The sequence below is a fragment of the Hymenobacter siberiensis genome (assembly GCF_018967845.1).
GTDB lineage: Bacteria > Bacteroidota > Bacteroidia > Cytophagales > Hymenobacteraceae > Hymenobacter > Hymenobacter siberiensis.
Window position 1 is genome coordinate 4,119,431 of the sequence record NZ_JAHLZZ010000001.1, and the last position, 15,483, is coordinate 4,134,913.

14 protein-coding genes and 1 tRNA gene are annotated in these 15,483 nt (G+C 59.4%); 11 read left to right on the top strand and 4 right to left on the bottom strand.

All coding sequences use genetic code 11. The features are described from left to right. Positions 1-7: 7 nt before the first annotated feature. The 8 genes from argG to KQ661_RS18030 all read left to right on the top strand — a co-directional run bounded on the left by argG (position 8) and on the right by KQ661_RS18030 (position 10,594). Positions 8-1,192, top strand: coding sequence for an argininosuccinate synthase (argG, locus tag KQ661_RS17995; RefSeq protein WP_216689675.1), 1,185 nt, complete (start codon positions 8-10; stop codon positions 1,190-1,192). A gap of 107 nt (positions 1,193-1,299) precedes the next feature. Continuing rightward, on the top strand, positions 1,300-2,289 hold the full coding sequence (argC, locus tag KQ661_RS18000; protein ID WP_216727669.1) for an N-acetyl-gamma-glutamyl-phosphate reductase: 990 nt from the start codon (positions 1,300-1,302) through the stop codon (positions 2,287-2,289). A 23-nt stretch (positions 2,290-2,312) separates the two neighbouring features. Then, positions 2,313-2,669 (top strand): hypothetical protein, encoded by a 357-nt coding sequence (locus tag KQ661_RS18005; protein ID WP_216727670.1) that lies wholly within the window; start codon positions 2,313-2,315, stop codon positions 2,667-2,669. 39 nt (positions 2,670-2,708) lie between these two features. Further along, the gene (locus tag KQ661_RS18010; RefSeq protein ID WP_216727671.1) at positions 2,709-3,848 is read left to right on the top strand and encodes an aspartate aminotransferase family protein; all 1,140 of its coding nucleotides are present in this window, start codon (positions 2,709-2,711) and stop codon (positions 3,846-3,848) included. A 539-nt stretch (positions 3,849-4,387) separates the two neighbouring features. Next, positions 4,388-5,476 carry a glutamine-hydrolyzing carbamoyl-phosphate synthase small subunit gene (carA, locus tag KQ661_RS18015; protein WP_216727672.1) on the top strand — a complete coding sequence of 363 codons (1,089 nt, stop codon included), beginning with the start codon at positions 4,388-4,390 and terminating at the stop codon, positions 5,474-5,476. Positions 5,477-5,650: 174 nt separating this feature from the next. Next, positions 5,651-8,884 (top strand): carbamoyl-phosphate synthase (glutamine-hydrolyzing) large subunit, encoded by a 3,234-nt coding sequence (carB, locus tag KQ661_RS18020; RefSeq protein WP_216689686.1) that lies wholly within the window; start codon positions 5,651-5,653, stop codon positions 8,882-8,884. A 98-nt stretch (positions 8,885-8,982) separates the two neighbouring features. Further along, positions 8,983-9,366 (top strand): hypothetical protein, encoded by a 384-nt coding sequence (locus KQ661_RS18025; protein ID WP_216689688.1) that lies wholly within the window; start codon positions 8,983-8,985, stop codon positions 9,364-9,366. A gap of 283 nt (positions 9,367-9,649) precedes the next feature. After that, positions 9,650-10,594, top strand: a complete 945-nt coding sequence (locus KQ661_RS18030; protein WP_216689689.1) for an N-acetylornithine carbamoyltransferase — start codon at positions 9,650-9,652, stop codon at positions 10,592-10,594. A 231-nt stretch (positions 10,595-10,825) separates the two neighbouring features. Here the strand turns inward: KQ661_RS18030 and KQ661_RS18035 are convergent. Beyond that, positions 10,826-10,898, bottom strand: a tRNA-Lys gene (locus KQ661_RS18035). Positions 10,899-11,095: 197 nt separating this feature from the next. Between KQ661_RS18035 and KQ661_RS18040 the strand changes: the two genes are divergently transcribed. From KQ661_RS18040 to KQ661_RS18050, 3 genes are all read left to right on the top strand, one after another. Continuing rightward, a complete protein-coding gene (locus KQ661_RS18040) occupies positions 11,096-11,740 on the top strand; it encodes a hypothetical protein (protein WP_216689690.1) in 645 nt (214 codons plus the stop codon). 55 nt (positions 11,741-11,795) lie between these two features. Then, positions 11,796-12,620 carry an MOSC domain-containing protein gene (locus KQ661_RS18045; protein WP_216689692.1) on the top strand — a complete coding sequence of 275 codons (825 nt, stop codon included), beginning with the start codon at positions 11,796-11,798 and terminating at the stop codon, positions 12,618-12,620. Between the two features lie 88 nt (positions 12,621-12,708). Further along, positions 12,709-13,374, top strand: a complete 666-nt coding sequence (locus KQ661_RS18050) for a DUF2461 domain-containing protein (RefSeq protein WP_216727673.1) — start codon at positions 12,709-12,711, stop codon at positions 13,372-13,374. A gap of 242 nt (positions 13,375-13,616) precedes the next feature. Here KQ661_RS18050 and KQ661_RS18055 read toward each other — a convergent pair whose 3' ends face one another. The 3 genes from KQ661_RS18055 to KQ661_RS18065 all read right to left on the bottom strand — a co-directional run bounded on the left by KQ661_RS18055 (position 13,617) and on the right by KQ661_RS18065 (position 15,455). Beyond that, positions 13,617-14,456: a transposase gene (locus tag KQ661_RS18055; protein WP_216727674.1), complete on the bottom strand. Its 840-nt coding sequence runs from the start codon at positions 14,454-14,456 to the stop codon at positions 13,617-13,619. A gap of 63 nt (positions 14,457-14,519) precedes the next feature. Then, positions 14,520-14,663, bottom strand: a complete 144-nt coding sequence (locus KQ661_RS18060) for a hypothetical protein (RefSeq protein ID WP_216689700.1) — start codon at positions 14,661-14,663, stop codon at positions 14,520-14,522. Between the two features lie 168 nt (positions 14,664-14,831). After that, complete coding sequence (locus KQ661_RS18065; RefSeq protein ID WP_216689701.1) at positions 14,832-15,455, bottom strand: deoxynucleoside kinase; 624 nt, start codon at positions 15,453-15,455, stop codon at positions 14,832-14,834. Positions 15,456-15,483 lie beyond the last annotated feature (28 nt).

The window sequence follows — 15,483 nt, forward strand, 5'->3', positions numbered from 1 at the left end:
TCGAAAAATGAAGAAAAAAGCCATACTTGCCTACAGCGGCGGCCTCGACACCTCGTTTTGCGCCGTGTATTTGTCGCGCGACCTTGATTTGGAAGTGCACACCGTCATCGTCAACTCCGGTGGCTTCACGGCCGAGGAGCTGTCCGCCATCGAGAAGCGCGCCTACGAGCTGGGTTCGGTGAAGCACGAGGTGATTGACGTAACCACCCGCTTTTACCAAGACTGCCTGCGCTACCTGCTGTTCGGCAACGTGCTAAAAAACGACACGTACCCGCTGAGCGTGAGCGCCGAGCGCATGTTCCAATCGCTGGCCATTGCCGAGTATGCCCGCGCCAACGAGGCCGACTACATCGTGCACGGCAGCACCGGAGCTGGCAACGACCAGGTGCGCTTCGACGTGGCTTTTTCGGTTATTTCGCCCAAAACGGAGATTCTCACGCCCATCCGCGACCTGAAACTGTCGCGCCAGGCCGAGATTGAGTACCTGCAAAAACAGGGCTTCGAGATGAGCTGGGAGAAGGTGAAATATTCCATTAATAAAGGCATCTGGGGCACCAGCGTGGGCGGTGTTGAAACGCTGACTTCGCACGAAGCTTTGCCGGAAAGCGCCTACCCGTCGCAATTGCAGCGGCACGATTCGGAGCGCGTGGAAATCACCTTCGAGAAAGGTGAGCCCGTGGCCCTGAATGGTGAGACGATGGACCCAGTAGCCCTGATTCAGAAGCTGAACGAACTGGGTTCGGCTTTCGCCATTGGCCGCGACACGCATGTGGGCGATACCATCCTGGGTATCAAGGGCCGCGTGGGCTTTGAGGCGCCCGCGCCGCTCATGCTCATCAAGGCGCACCACCTGCTGGAGAAGCACACCAGCACCCGCTGGCAGCTGCTGCACAAGGACTACATCGCCAACTGGTACGGCACGCTGTTGCACGAGGCCCAGTACCTCGACCCGGTGATGCGCGACATGGAGGCGTTCCTGCAATCGTCGCAGAACCGCGTATCGGGTAAGGTGTTCGTACAGCTCCACCCCTACCGGTTCGAGCTGCTCGGCATCGAGTCTAAGTATGATATGATGCAGTCGAAAGTGGCCACGTATGGGGAAGAGAATAATGCCTGGGATGCGCGGGATGCGCGTGGTTTCATCAAGATTTTCGGTAATCAACTGAAGATTAGCGCTAGTTTAAACGAGTAGCGCGGACTTTTAGTCCGCGGGTCTGACCGCTAGCATACTGTCCATCCCTACTCTCAACCGGGTTCGCCGATTCCACATACCCGCGGACTAAAAGTCCGCGCTACGCCATGCAAAACACCAAAATCATCGCCGGCATCGTGGGCGGGGCCGGCTACACCGCCGGCGAGCTTATCCGCATTCTGCTGCACCACGAGTTCGTGGAGCTAGGCGGCATCGTGAGCTCGTCGAACGCCGGCAACCCGGTGCACCAGGTGCACGACGATTTGGTGGGCGAAACCGATTTGGTGTTCGCCTCCGAGCTGGCCGGCGATGAGGACGTGGTGTTTCTGTGCCTGGGCCACGGCAACTCCAAAGCCTGGCTGCTTAAAAACGCCCTGCCCGCAACCACCCACGTCATCGACCTGAGCAACGATTTCCGCCTGACGGCCGATGCTGAATTTGAAGGTCGCGAGTTCGTATACGGCCTGCCGGAGCTGAACAAAAACCGTATCCAGCAGGCCCAGAGCATTGCCAACCCGGGGTGCTTCGCCACGGCCATTCAGCTGGCGCTGCTGCCGCTGGCGAAAGCCGGCAAGCTCACCCACGACATCCACGTGTCGGCCATCACCGGCTCGACCGGCGCGGGCCAGAGCTTGGCGGAAACGGTACATTTCTCGTGGCGCTCGAACAACGTGTCCATCTACAAGCCCTTCACGCACCAGCACCTCGGCGAAATCGGTGAGAGCCTGGCGCAGCTGCAGCCGCAGTCGGAAGCCGAGATTCACTTCATCCCCTACCGCGGCAATTTCGCGCGGGGCATCTTCGCCAGCGTCTACACGCCCTCGGAGCTGACGCAGGACGAGGCGCGGGCGCTGTACCAGCAGTTTTATGCCGACGCGCCGTTCACTACGGTGTCGGACAAGGAAATTCACCTCAAGCAAGTGGTGAACACCAACAAATGCCTGCTGCACGTGCAGAAACAAGGCAAGCAGCTCTTGATTACCTCGGTGATTGATAACTTGGTGAAAGGCGCGTCGGGCCAGGCGGTGCAGAATATGAATCTGCTGTTTGGCCTGCCGGAAACGACGGGGCTGATGAGTAAGGCTTCATTTTTTTAAAGTAGACCGTCACGCTGCAAATCATGTCTAGCGAAATCCGTCTTCTCTCCGAAGTAATTCGCCATGTCCCATCTGGGTCCATCTGGCATATTTCAAGTGACTCCTGGGCTGGCATCAAAACCACTTTTGGCGCACTCCTAATTGACAATGCTGGTGACTGGCAGATAATGATTACGGATGAGAACAGAGATGCTATAACTCAAAAAGCTGAAGAAGAGGAAGTAGCTGAAAAAGGGATTCACATGGATATAGAATCAGAAAATCAAACGATTCTATTCAGAAGCTATGATGCAATGTCATTCATTGGAATTGACAAGATTCTATATGCGAGTTTGAATCCAGATAATATTCCGCCTGACTTAGAAATATCATTAGACTAGTTCCTTCAAAAATTAAGTCTTCGAGACAACCGCCATAACATGGAGCTTTTCAACGTTTATCCCCTCGTCAACATCACGCCCGTAAAGGCGCTCGGCGCGAAGCTGTGGGACGACCAGGGCCAGGAATACCTGGATTTCTACGGCGGCCACGCCGTTATTTCCATCGGCCACAGCCACCCGCACTACGTGCAGCGCCTCACCGAGCAGCTGCAGAACATCGGCTTCTACTCCAACTCGGTGCAGATTCCGATTCAGACGCAGCTGGCGCACAAGCTGGGCCAGGTGTCGGGCTACGACGATTACGCGCTGTTTCTGTGCAACTCGGGGGCCGAGGCCAACGAGAATGCGCTGAAGCTGGCCTCCTTCCACACCGGCAAAACCCGCGTGGTGGCGTTCAAAGGCTCGTTTCACGGCCGCACGAGCGGCGCGGTGGCCGCCACCGACAACCCGAAAATCGTGGCCCCCTTCAATGCCGGCCACGCCATCAGCTTCGTCGATTACGACCTGAAGGCGGTGGCCGAAATCCTGCGCGGCGGCGACGTTTGCGCCGTCATTATCGAGCCGATTCAGGGTGTGGGCGGCATCATCATGCCTTCCGATGATTTTCTGCAGGGGCTGTCGCTGCTGTGCGGCGCGCACAACGTGCTGCTCATCGCCGACGAGGTACAGAGCGGCTACGGCCGCAGCGGTACCTTTTTCGCGCACCAGCACGCCGGCATCCAGCCCGATATCATTTCCGTGGCCAAGGGCATGGGCAACGGCTTTCCCATCGGCGGCATCCTGATTGCGCCGTCGCTGAAAGCCTCATACGGCCTGCTGGGCACCACCTTCGGCGGCAACCACCTGGCCTGCGCCGCCGCCCTGGCCGTGCTCGAAGTCATCGAAAATGAACACCTGCTGGCCCACGCCACCGAGCTGGGCGACTACCTCCGCACCGAGCTGCTGGCCCACGCCGGCGCCGAAGAAATCCGCGGGCGGGGCCTGATGGTGGGCATCAAATACGACTTCCCCATCAAGGAAATCCGCGACCAGCTGCTCACCGAACACCACATTTTCGTGGGCAACGCCTCCGACCCCACGGTGCTCCGGCTGCTGCCGCCGCTGAATATCACGAAGGCCGAAATTGACCGGTTTTTGCAGGCGCTGTACACACTTATTCCGGCAGAGGCAAGGAGTTAAGCCGCTTGTGGCCTAACTTGCAGCCCCAATGAGTAGCACGATGAAGTTTACGAGCCAAGCTCCCCTTCTAATTAGCTGCACGCTGCCATTGGCCACTTTTGCGCAGCAGCCGGCTGGTTCTTTCCATGAAAGAGCGGCCACTAACTATTCCTTTCAGCAGTTGTGCCCGCCCGACTTCCCGATGCCTGACATCCGGAAACGGCATTGCGCGGAGCAGATTGATTTACACGCTTTCGCTCCCGTTTGGCTTACAACCTGCTTCGGCTGGAACAGACCCCTGATTTACGGTCCTGTTCCAGCCGAAAATGTATCGTGGCTACTACAAAAGCGGGTTAAGGCTACGCCGCACACCCGCCAGACGTCTGGCAGTAAGCTTTCCGGAATCGTGGCAGGCACCCTGACGAGCCAGGATTCGATTATTGTTGATGGGGATGGTGAGCCCACCTGCCACTCCCTCCCAACTCAACGAGAAAGTAAGCTGCATGCCTGAGTACTGCAGAAAATCAATAACAGAGTAAACCCCTTATTCTCATAATAAAGTGGAAAACGCTAAATCGGTAAAACTCATCCTCGAAGACGGCACCGAAATCCAGGGCGAATCCTTCGGTGCGTTCACCTCCGCCGCGGGCGAAGTGGTGTTCAGCACGGCCATGACCGGCTACCCCGAAAACCTCACCGACCCGTCCTTCGCCGGCCAGATTCTGGTGCTCACCACCCCCATGGTGGGCAACTACGGCGTGCCCGGCGAGGAACTGTACGAGTCGATTTCGAAGATTTTCGAGTCCGACAAAATTCACATTGCCGGGCTCGTAGTGAGCTACTACTCCGAGGAGCACAGCCACTGGAATGCCGCCAAAAGCCTCGGCGACTGGCTCAAGGAGTACAACATCCCCGGCATTTTCGGCGTCGATACCCGCATGCTCACCAAGAAGCTGCGCGAGAAAGGCGCCATGCTGGGCAAAATCGTGGCCGAAACCGACGTGCCCTTTCACGACCCCAACCTCGACAACCTGGTGGCCCAGGTGAGCCCGGCCGGTGTGCAGCACTACGGCCACGGCCAGCACAAAATCGTGCTCGTGGACTGCGGCACCAAAACCAACATCATCCGCTGCTTCCTGGAGCGCGACGTGGAGCTGATTCGGGTGCCCTGGGACTACGATTTCACGACCTTGGATTACGACGGCCTGTTCCTAAGCAACGGCCCCGGCGACCCCAAAATGTGCGAAGCCACCATCGCGCACCTCCAGAAAGCCCTGCAACAGGACAAGCCCATTTTCGGCATCTGCCTGGGCAGTCAGCTCATGGGCCTGGCGGCGGGCGGCGACACGTTCAAGCTCAAATACGGCCACCGCAGCCACAACCAGCCCGTGAAGCTCACCGGCACCCAGCGCTGCTACATCACCAGCCAAAACCACGGCTTCGCGGTCGATACTGAAACGTTGCCCGCTGAATGGGACATGCTTTTCGAGAACCTGAACGACGGCACCTGCGAAGGCATCAAGCACAAAACCAAGCCGTTTTTCTCGACGCAGTTTCACCCTGAGGCCGCTGGTGGGCCGCAGGATACGGAGTTCCTGTTCGATGACTTCTTGAAAGCGGTGGTGGCGCATAAGACTGGAAAGCAATAGCTGTTCTCGCATTCGCCTCACCCCCTGGCCCCCTCTCCGAAAAGGAGAGGGGGGACTGATTTCTAACTCTAATTTTTTAGTCTTTTCCTTCCCCTCCCTTAACTAGTGCTAGCAACTAGTCTCCCCTCTCCTTTTCGGAGAGGGAGCCAGGGGGTGAGGCGAACGTCGCACGAAATGAACAAACCCAACAAAGTACTCGTCCTTGGTTCCGGCGCCCTCAAAATCGGCGAGGCCGGGGAGTTCGATTATTCCGGCTCGCAGGCCCTCAAGGCGCTGAAGGAGGAAGGCATCCGCACCATCCTCATCAACCCCAACATTGCCACCGTGCAGACGTCGGACAACATTGCCGACGACGTGTACTTCCTGCCCGTGACGCCCTACTTCGTGGAGGAGGTCATCAAAAAGGAGCAGCCCGATGGCATTCTGGTGGCCTTTGGTGGCCAAACGGCGCTGAACTGCGCCGTGGCCCTGTACCGCGCCGGCGTGTTCGAGCAGTACAACGTGCAGGTGCTGGGCACGCCCGTGCAGAGCATCATCGACACCGAGGACCGGGAGATTTTCAAGGTCAAGCTCGACCAAATTGGTGTGCTCTCGGCCCGCAGCGTGGCCTGCACCACCCTGGACGGCGCGCTGGCCGCGGCCGAGAAAATCGGCTTCCCCATCATCGTGCGGGCCGCGTTTGCCCTGGGCGGCCTGGGCAGCGGCTTCGCCAATAACCTGGACGAGCTGCGGGCCCTAGCCCAGCAGGCCTTCACCACCTCCGACCAGATTCTGGTGGAGGAATCGCTGAAGGGCTGGAAGGAAGTGGAGTACGAAGTGGTGCGCGATGCCTTTGATAACTGCATCACGGTCTGCAACATGGAGAACTTCGACCCCATCGGCATCCATACTGGCGAGAGCATTGTGGTGGCCCCTTCCCAGACGCTCAGCAACCGCGAGTACCACAAGCTGCGCACCATCGGCATCCAGACCATCCGCCACCTGGGCATCGTGGGCGAGTGTAATATTCAGTACGCCCTCGACCCCGTGTCGGAGGATTACCGCGTGATTGAGGTGAACGCGCGCCTGTCACGTTCCTCGGCGCTGGCCTCCAAAGCCACGGGCTACCCGCTGGCCTTCGTGGCCGCCAAGCTGAGCCTGGGCTACTCGCTGGCCGAGCTGAAAAACAGCGTGACCCAGACCACCTCGGCCTTTTTCGAGCCCGCCCTCGACTACGTGGTGGTGAAGCTGCCGCGCTGGGACCTGGGCAAGTTCGCGGGCGTGAACCGCCAGATTGGCTCGGCCATGAAGAGCGTGGGCGAGGTGATGGCCATCGGCAAATCGTTCGAGGAAGCCATCCAGAAAGGCCTGCGGATGCTGGATACCGGCAAGCGCGGCTTCGTGGCCAACCGGCCCGAGGACGCGCTCGACCACGCCGCCATCGACCAGCTGCTGAGCGAACCCAACGAGGAGCGCATCTTCGCCATCAACACCGCCTTCGAGGCCGGCTACACCCTGGAGCAGGTGCACCAGCTGACCAAGATTGACCACTGGTTTTTGCAGCGCCTGTACACCATTTTCGGGCTGGGCCAGCAGCTGGCCGCTGGCCGCGCTACCGGCCTCGACGGCCTGGAAACCAAGCTACTGCGCGACGTGAAAAAGGCCGGTTTCTCCGACCAGCAAATTGCCGTGCAGCTGCTGGGCGAGGGCGACGTGAAGGCCGACGAGCTGCTCGTGCGCGCCCGCCGCAAGGCCCTGGGCGTGCTGCCCGTGGTGAAGCAGATTGACACGCTGGCGGCCGAATTCCCGGCCAAAACTAACTACCTCTACACCACCTACCACGGCACCGAAAACGATTTGACGCGCGAAACCGCCAAGTCCATCTTAGTACTGGGCTCGGGCGTGTACCGCATCGGCTCGTCGGTAGAGTTTGACTGGTGCGGCGTGCAGGCCGTGCAGACGGCGGCCGAGGAAGGCTACAAAACCATCATTATCAACTACAACCCCGAAACCGTTTCGACCGATTACGACGTGTCGGACCGGCTGTATTTCGAGGAGCTGAGCTTCGAGCGGGTGATGGACATCCTCGATTTCGAGCAGCCCGGCGGCGTGATTCTGAGCACCGGCGGCCAGATTCCCAACAACCTCGCCACCCGCCTCGAAGAAGCCCACGCGCCCATCCTGGGTACCTCGGCCGCCCGCATCGACGAGGCCGAGAACCGCCACAAATTCAGCAGCATCATGGACGAGCTGGGCATTGCCCAGCCGCGCTGGAAGGAGCTGACCTCGCTGGCCGCCATGCAGGAATTCGTGCAGGAAGTTGGTTTCCCGGTGCTCATCCGGCCGAGCTACGTGCTGTCGGGCGCGGCCATGAACGTGGTATCCAACAACTTCGAGCTGGAAGAATTCCTAAAAGCCGCCAAGGAAGTAAGCGCCGAATACCCGGTGGTGGTGTCGGAATTCATCCAGGAAGCCAAGGAAATTGAGCTGGACGCGGTGGCCGACCACGGCGACATCGTGAGCTACGCCATTTCCGAGCACGTCGAGTTTGCCGGCGTGCACTCCGGCGACGCGACGATGTACTACCCGCCGCAGCGCGTGTACGTGGGCACGGTGCGCAAGCTGAAAATCATCGCCGAAAAAATTGCGAAGCGCTACGAAATCAGCGGCCCGTTCAACATCCAGTTCTTGGAAAAAAACGGCGAAATCCGCGTGATTGAGTGCAACATCCGCGCCTCGCGCAGCTACCCATTCGTGTCGAAAGTATCGGGCAACAACCTCATCAAAAAGGCCACCCAAGTGCTGCTGGGCAAAAAGGTAGAGCGCGACGAAAGCGAGCGGGTATATGACCTGCCCTTCGTGGGCGTGAAGGCCCCGCAGTTTTCCTTCACCCGCCTGCCCGGCGCCGACCCGGTGCTGCGCGTGGACATGGTGAGCACCGGCGAAGTGGGCTGCCTGGGCGACACCGCCGAGGAAGCCCTGCTAAAATCGATGCTGAGCGTGGGTTACAAAATCCCGCAGAAAACGGTGCTGATTTCCGGCGGCCCTATCATCTCCAAAGTGGCCCTGCTCGCACCCACCGAACTGCTCATCAAAAAGGGCTACACTGTATACGCCACCCAGGGCACCCACCGCTTCTTCGCTGAAAACGGCATCCCAAGCAGCCTCCTCTACTGGCCCGACGATGCCCAGGAGCCCAACGTGCTGACCTACCTGAAGGAGAAGAAAATTGACCTGGTGATTAATATCCCCAAAAACCTCTCGAAAGGTGAGCTGGACAACGACTACAAAATCCGCCGCACGGCAGTGGATTCCGGCGTTGGCCTGCTGACGAATGCGCGGCTGGCAAAGGCCTTTATCCAAGCCTTCTGCAAGCTGGAGATGAAGGATTTGAAGATTAAGAGCTGGAACGAGTATAAGGCGATGTAATCATCAGAACGACGGAGAACGCACGCCCTAATAGAACGTCAGGCTGAGCGAAGTCGAAGCATCTCTACCGCTTCGTTAAAAATCATCTCAAGCCGACTTTGATACAACCTTATCTTGACCCAGAACCAAGAAGCTTCGCGCAATGGTGCAGTGATTTAGGCATTAGCAGTGAAGGCAGAGTTTGGCCTGACAACCAGGTTATGACTTATCTAGAATTTTGTTACCTCCCTGAAACAACGCTCAGGAAAGTTAGCGAAGGACCTGTATATGAGTGGTGGCGTCAATACGGTGATATATATGGTGAGGCGAGGACAGTTCAAGAATGGCTGGATGACATCGGCTGGCATATTGTTGAGCCCATCGAAGACGATTTGAAGGATATGAATCTATTTCTAGGGCACGATGAATTCTGGGAATGGAGTAGTGGCAAAATAGAGCAGACACTAAAGAGTCGAATGGAATCAGTCTGTTTGAAAAATTAAGAAAGCTCTTTGCCAAGAAGTAAATCTTAATATCAGCAACTCGAGGACTCTCAGAGTCCACGCTACACTCTCCCGAACTAGCGCGAGTTTAGCGCAGCGTAACTCGTGACCAGCCATGAGGTGGAGGCTGGGCCTCCACTGCCGCGCCAGCGGCAAGCCGGAACCGTGCCGTCTGCTTCGTTCAACGATGTCGTTCTGTTACGAGGCACAGCCTCGCCCGAATGGCCGGCACGAGTTACGCTGCGCTAAACTCGCGCCAGTGGTTTCTTACTACAATTGACCCATGAAAAACTTCACCTCCTTCGCCGATGCGGGCGACTACAAAGCCCTGTTGCAGCAAGCCTTGGAAATCAAGGCTAACCCCTACGGCTACCAGCACATCGGGCGCAACAAAACCGTCGGGCTCATATTCTTCAACCCCAGCCTGCGCACCCGGCTCAGCTCGGTGAAGGCGGCTTACAACCTGGGCGCGCAAGCCTGGGTGCTCAACGCCGGAGCCGACTCATGGACCTTGGAAATGGCCGACGGCGCGGTGATGAACGGCGGCACCCAGGAGCACATCAAGGACGCCATCGCGGTGATGAGCCAGTACTGCGACGTGCTGGGCGTGCGCACCTTCCCCACCCTCAAGGACAAGGCCGAGGACTACGGCGAAGTCGTCTTCAACAAGATTCTGCAGTACGCCACCGTGCCCGTCATCAGCCTGGAAAGCGCTACCCTGCACCCGCTACAGTCGTTCGCCGACCTCATCACGGTGGCCGAAACCAAGCAGAAGGAGCGCGTGAAAGTGGTGCTCACCTGGGCCCCGCACGTGCGCGCCCTGCCCCAGTGCGTGCCCAACTCGTTCTGCGACTGGTTCTCAGAAATCGACTGGGTCGATTTCGTCATCACCCACCCCAAAGGCTACGAGTTGGACCCCAAGTTCACCAAAGGCGCCCGCATCGAATACGACCAGCAGAAAGCCTTCGAGGGCGCCGACTACATCTACGCCAAGAACTGGAGCAGCTACCGCGACTACGGCCAAATCCTCAGCTCCGACCCCGCCTGGATGGTGAGCGAAGCCCACATGGCCCTCACCGACAACGGCAAGTTCATGCACTGCCTGCCCGTGCGCCGCAACGTAGTCGTGACCGACGCCGTGCTGGACTCGCCCAACTCCCTCATCATCCAAGAGGCCGGCAACCGCACCATTTCCATGCAAACCGTGCTGCATGAACTGCTGAAGTAGCTGCCGGACATTCCGCAAGCAGTAATTACCGGTAAAGCCGGCACTATTCATTGCCTGGTAATCTGCTATTAATACAAGTCCAAGGTTCTCAACTAGTAGCTCAACGCTGCCAGCTGAGAACCTTTTTGCGTATCGGTCGGCCCACCGGCCGGATGTGAGCCAAACCAGCCGTGGCCGGAACCGTGCCAATGAAAAAGCCCCATCCTGTTTCCAGAATGGGGCTTTTTGCTGTGATCCCGCTGGGATTCGAACCCAGGACCCGTACATTAAAAGTGTACTGCTCTACCAGCTGAGCTACAGAATCGGTACCTTTACCTTGGAAGGGCGTTTCCTTCTTTGGTGGTACAAAAGTACTATAGCCCTCGGAACTACACAACCCTGACTTTAAAAAAAGTCACCCTCATTGCTGTGCGAATCCTTTTATTCTTCCTAATCTTCCTGCCTATCTGTGCCTTGAGTGCAAATCCGCCGGCAAAAAAAATTTCAGCAGCTCCCCTTTCCATGTCGCCCACCGGCCTGCAACGGGCCGATTCGCTTTTCACGGCGGGGCAATACGAGGCTTCTTTTCCTGATTATCGACAGCAAGTGTGGCAGCAGCGGCGGGTTTCGCCCGAGCTTTTGCTGAAAATGGCCTTCGCCCAGCAGCAGTTGGGGCATTATCCGGCGGCGCTGCTCTACCTGAGCATGGCGCAGGCGCGGCAGCCCCGGGTACGAACGTGGCGGCAACTGGTGGCCCTGGCCACCCAGCACCGGCTGGTGGGCTACCCTGCCACCTGGCAGCAGGAGCTGCGGGTGCAGGCGCAGCGCTACTTCTACCCGGGCTTGCAGGGCTTGCTGGCGGGCGCGGTGGTAGCCGCCGTGGTACTGCTGTGGCGCCGGAGCCCGCGCGGCGCGTGGCTGGGCTACACTGCCTACGTTGCCCTGCTGGGGGCCTACCTGCATTTCCTGCGGCCAACGCCGACGGGGCTGGTGGCCCGCCCGGGAGCAGCCCTGATGGACGGGCCGGGCGCCGCCGCCGCCTGGCTGAGCACCGCCGCCATGGGCGACCGCCTGCCCGTGCTGGGCCGCCAGGACATCTGGTACCGGGTGCAGTGGCAGCAGCGCGTGGCTTTTGTGCGGGCCGCCGATTTGCTGGTGGTAGAGTAGGCCGCTCGGAATAGCGGAGCGGCGCAGTTACGGCGCGGCCGGTACTTTTGTGGCTATGTCAGCTCCCCTTTCCCTCACCGGCCTTTTTCTGTACCCTGTAAAGTCCCTCGGCGGGTATGCCGTGGCCGAAGCCGAGGTGACACCCCGCGGCCTGCGCCACGACCGCCGCTGGCTGCTGGTGGACGAGCGCAACCGCTTCATGACGCAGCGCCAGCAGCCCGAGTTGGCCCTGCTGGCCGTGGCCCCGGCTTATAATGGCTTTCTGATTTCACACCGCCAACGGCCCGATTTGCTGCCGCTCTTCATTCCCTTTGCGGCCACGCCCGACCGCACCCTGTTCGTGACCGTGTGGGACGATATTCTGTGGGCCTGGCGCGGCACGCCCGAGGCCGATGAATGGCTGGCCGAGGCGCTGGGCCGCCCCTGCCGGCTGGTGTATATGTCGGACATGGTGCGGCGCGACGTGGAGCCGGAATTCAACCCCGAAGGCCAGCTGGTAAGCTTCGCCGACGGCTACCCCTTCCTGCTGGCCGGCGAGGCCGCGCTGGCCGACCTGAATACCCGCCTGGCCGAGCCGGTGCCGATGAACCGCTTCCGGCCCAACCTCGTGTTTGGGGGCGGCGCGGCGTATGAGGATGATGCGTGGGAGCAGTTTCAGATTGGCGAGGTGCCGTTTCGGGCCGTGCGGGGCTGCGGGCGCTGCGTGCTCACCACCATCGACCAGGCTACGGCCCGCAAAAGCCCCGTGGGCGACCCGCTGCGCACGCTGGCCACTTACCGGCAGGCAGAAAATAGTACGCTGTTTGGCCAGAACGTGACCGGGCCGGGCCGGGGCCGCCTGCGCGTGGGCGATGCCGTGACGGTGCTCAGCCGGAAATAAGGCCGTTAGCGGCCGCTGGCGGCTGTTTTGCAACTCCGGCGGCGGCGGGTGCGTTGGGAGAGGCCAGGCCTGATACCCGGCTTTTTTTATGGAACTGGAATACCTGCTGAACTTCCTGGCCCGGCTGGCGGCCAACAATACCACGGCCTGGATGGCAAAGCATCGGCCCGACTACCAACGCGCCCGTACCGCCTGCATCGAGCTGGTGAAGCAGGTGCTGGCCCGCGCCGCCGCCACCGACCCCGATTTGGCCAACCTCACGCCGGGCGACGTGATGTTTCGGCTGCACAAGAATGACCGGGCCCACCGCGACCCGGAGCCCTACAAGCGCCGCATGGGGGCCGGCCTGAAGCGCGATGGCCGCCACGCGCCCCGGGAGGGCTATTTCGTGGCCATTCAGCCGGAAGGGCGCAGCTGGCTGGGGGCGGGCACCTGGTGGCCAACCCCGGAGCTGCTGGCGGCCATCCGGCAGGAAATTCACTACAGCGGCGACGGGTTTCACCGGCTGCGGCAGGCTCCGACGCTGCTGCGCTACTTCCCCGATGGCCTCGACACTACCGGGCCGCAGCTGACCCGGCCGCCGCGCGGCTATGCCGCCACCGACCCGGACTTGGCGTGGCTACGGCTGAAAACGTTTGGGGTGGGCCGCTATTACTCCGATGCGGAGGTGCTGGCCCCTGGCTTTGTGGATGAGGTGGTGGCCGGCATTGCGGCGGCCCGGCCGCTGGTCGATTTTTTCAACGCGGCACTGTGAGCGGCTGAGCTTCCAATGGGTTAAACCAGAACGTCATACTCATCTGGCGTCCGCGCAGCCGAAGCATCTCGCTTGTGGTAGTAACCCAATCGTTAGACGAAAGATTTACCATTGCACGCGAGATGCTTCGGCTGCGCGGACGCCAGATGAGCATGACGTTCTGTTTATGTTTACTCTACCCTATGATTTTCACAGGTATTTGATAATGAGATACTTGTCTGATAATCCAGTCCAATAACCGTTCAACTAACTGATTGGCTGTTGTTTGAGCGTCCGTCGTCGGGCGGATGAGTTGGCGCACGATGTTCAAGCCGTGGCGGCTTAGGCTTGTGGCCCGGTACCCGTGCTTTTTTGCGGGCGATGGGCTGGCGTCGGTCTGCGGCGTACCCCACGGCCAGACAAAAGGCGTAGGCCAGACTGACCAAGGCCAGGAGTTTACGCAGCTTGTGGTGGCAGGCCAAGTGACTGTTTTCCAGGTTAAAACCCCGGCCTTTCAGATTCTGAAAGCACTGCTCTATCGTCCAGGGCTTGGCGTAGCGCTGGCTTATCTGCTGCAAACCCGAGGTGCCGAAGAGGAAGAGAAACTCGCCACCGGCCAGGGCCTTGACCCACACCTGCCCCCACACCCCATCCACCTGGCGCTGGGCAAAGCGCCGGTGCTCGCCCGCTACCAGCCCCAGGTCGGCAATGGCGTGGCGGTGGCCGTGCGCGTCCGTGAGCAAATGGTATTTGGGCAGGCGCATGACGAAGTTCAGGCCGTTGTCCTTGAGCCACTTGAGCCATACATGGCCCACAAACTCGCGGTCGCCCACGACCAGGCCGATACGCGCGCGGCCGAGCAAGGCCAGGCAGCCCTCGAGCAGGGCGATGCGCTGGGCGGCGTTGGAGTTGCCGCTGCGGTTGTCGAGCAGTTCCCCGTACAACGGTACGTGAAACGCGCCCTGGCCCACGGTGACGAGCAGAATATTGACCTGACACCGGCCGAAATTCCATTCGGTGCGGTCGATGCACAGGCGCAGCTTGCCGGTGGCTGGTAACAGGCGGATAAAGAGCTGTGCCAGCACGAGATAGTCCAGGGTCATGAGGCGGAAAAAGTTTTGAATCCGGGTCTCATTCGAGGCCGGTTTGGCCGCGTCGTTCAGGTGCTAGGCTACTTCGCAAAACGGCACGTTGCGGCTCTTTATCAGCCCGATAACAAACTGCGCGATGAACTTTTGCCGCGAGAGGTGGCCCACCAGGGGCACGTGCTGTAAAACGGTCGTAATTTTGGCGATGAGGCGTTGCTTCACGGGGTGGGAAGAACTTTGAGGTGTTGGAACTGCAAAGGTCGGCCCACCCCGTTTTTATGCCCGGCAACCTGGGCCAGCAGCTATCCCTTGCTTAATTATCTATTAAGCAATACTTTGTGAAAATAATAGGGTAGAGTAGTTTATGTTCTTACGGTCTTAGAACACCTTCTAAAACAGCCCGAACAGCGTGTTATTAATCTTTTCGATGATGGTGCCCAGGTCCTCGGGGTTGCGCACGTAATCGAGCTCGTTCACGTCCACGATGAGGGAGCGGCCGGCGTCGTAGGTGCTAATCCACTTCTCATAGTGTTCGTTGAGGTTTTTGAGGTACTCGATACTGATGGTATTCTCGTAGTCGCGGCCGCGCTTCTCAATCTGGCCGATGAGCTTGGGAAGGTCGGCGCGGAGGTAAAGCAACAAATCGGGCGGGGCCACGAGGTCTACCATCGACTCGAAGAGGGCGTAATAGTTGTTGTAGTCGCGGGTTTCGAGCAGGCCCGACTGGTGCAGGTTGGCCGCGAAGATGTGGGCATCCTCGTAAATAGTGCGGTCCTGAATGATACCTTTGCCGGCCTTTTGCAGCGCCTTGATGTACTGCGTCTGGCGAAAGCGGCCGTTGAGGAAATAAACCTGCAGGTGGAAGGCCCACCGGGGCATGTCGTGGTAAAAATCCTTCAGATAAGGATTATCGTCCACATCTTCCAGAAATACTTCCCAACGGAAGTGCTGGGCCAGCTTGTGGGCCAGCGTGGTTTTACCGGCCCCAATGTTGCCGACGATGGCAATGTGCATGCGCTACGAACGAAAAAAAACGAGAGAA

Bases quoted from the DNA above. Each gene is read 5' to 3' on its own strand.
- KQ661_RS18005 (WP_216727670.1), top strand. From the start codon at position 2,313: ATGTCTAGCGAAATCCGTCTTCTCTCCGAAGTAATTCGCCATGTCCCA.
- KQ661_RS18010 (WP_216727671.1), top strand. From the start codon at position 2,709: ATGGAGCTTTTCAACGTTTATCCCCTCGTCAACATCACGCCCGTAAAG.
- KQ661_RS18055 (WP_216727674.1), bottom strand. From the start codon at position 14,456: ATGACCCTGGACTATCTCGTGCTGGCACAGCTCTTTATCCGCCTGTTA.
- KQ661_RS18045 (WP_216689692.1), top strand. From the start codon at position 11,796: ATGTCAGCTCCCCTTTCCCTCACCGGCCTTTTTCTGTACCCTGTAAAG.
- argC (WP_216727669.1), top strand. From the start codon at position 1,300: ATGCAAAACACCAAAATCATCGCCGGCATCGTGGGCGGGGCCGGCTAC.
- KQ661_RS18050 (WP_216727673.1), top strand. From the start codon at position 12,709: ATGGAACTGGAATACCTGCTGAACTTCCTGGCCCGGCTGGCGGCCAAC.
- carB (WP_216689686.1), top strand. From the start codon at position 5,651: ATGAACAAACCCAACAAAGTACTCGTCCTTGGTTCCGGCGCCCTCAAA.
- KQ661_RS18030 (WP_216689689.1), top strand. From the start codon at position 9,650: ATGAAAAACTTCACCTCCTTCGCCGATGCGGGCGACTACAAAGCCCTG.
- KQ661_RS18040 (WP_216689690.1), top strand. From the start codon at position 11,096: ATGTCGCCCACCGGCCTGCAACGGGCCGATTCGCTTTTCACGGCGGGG.
- argG (WP_216689675.1), top strand. From the start codon at position 8: ATGAAGAAAAAAGCCATACTTGCCTACAGCGGCGGCCTCGACACCTCG.
- KQ661_RS18065 (WP_216689701.1), bottom strand. From the start codon at position 15,455: ATGCACATTGCCATCGTCGGCAACATTGGGGCCGGTAAAACCACGCTG.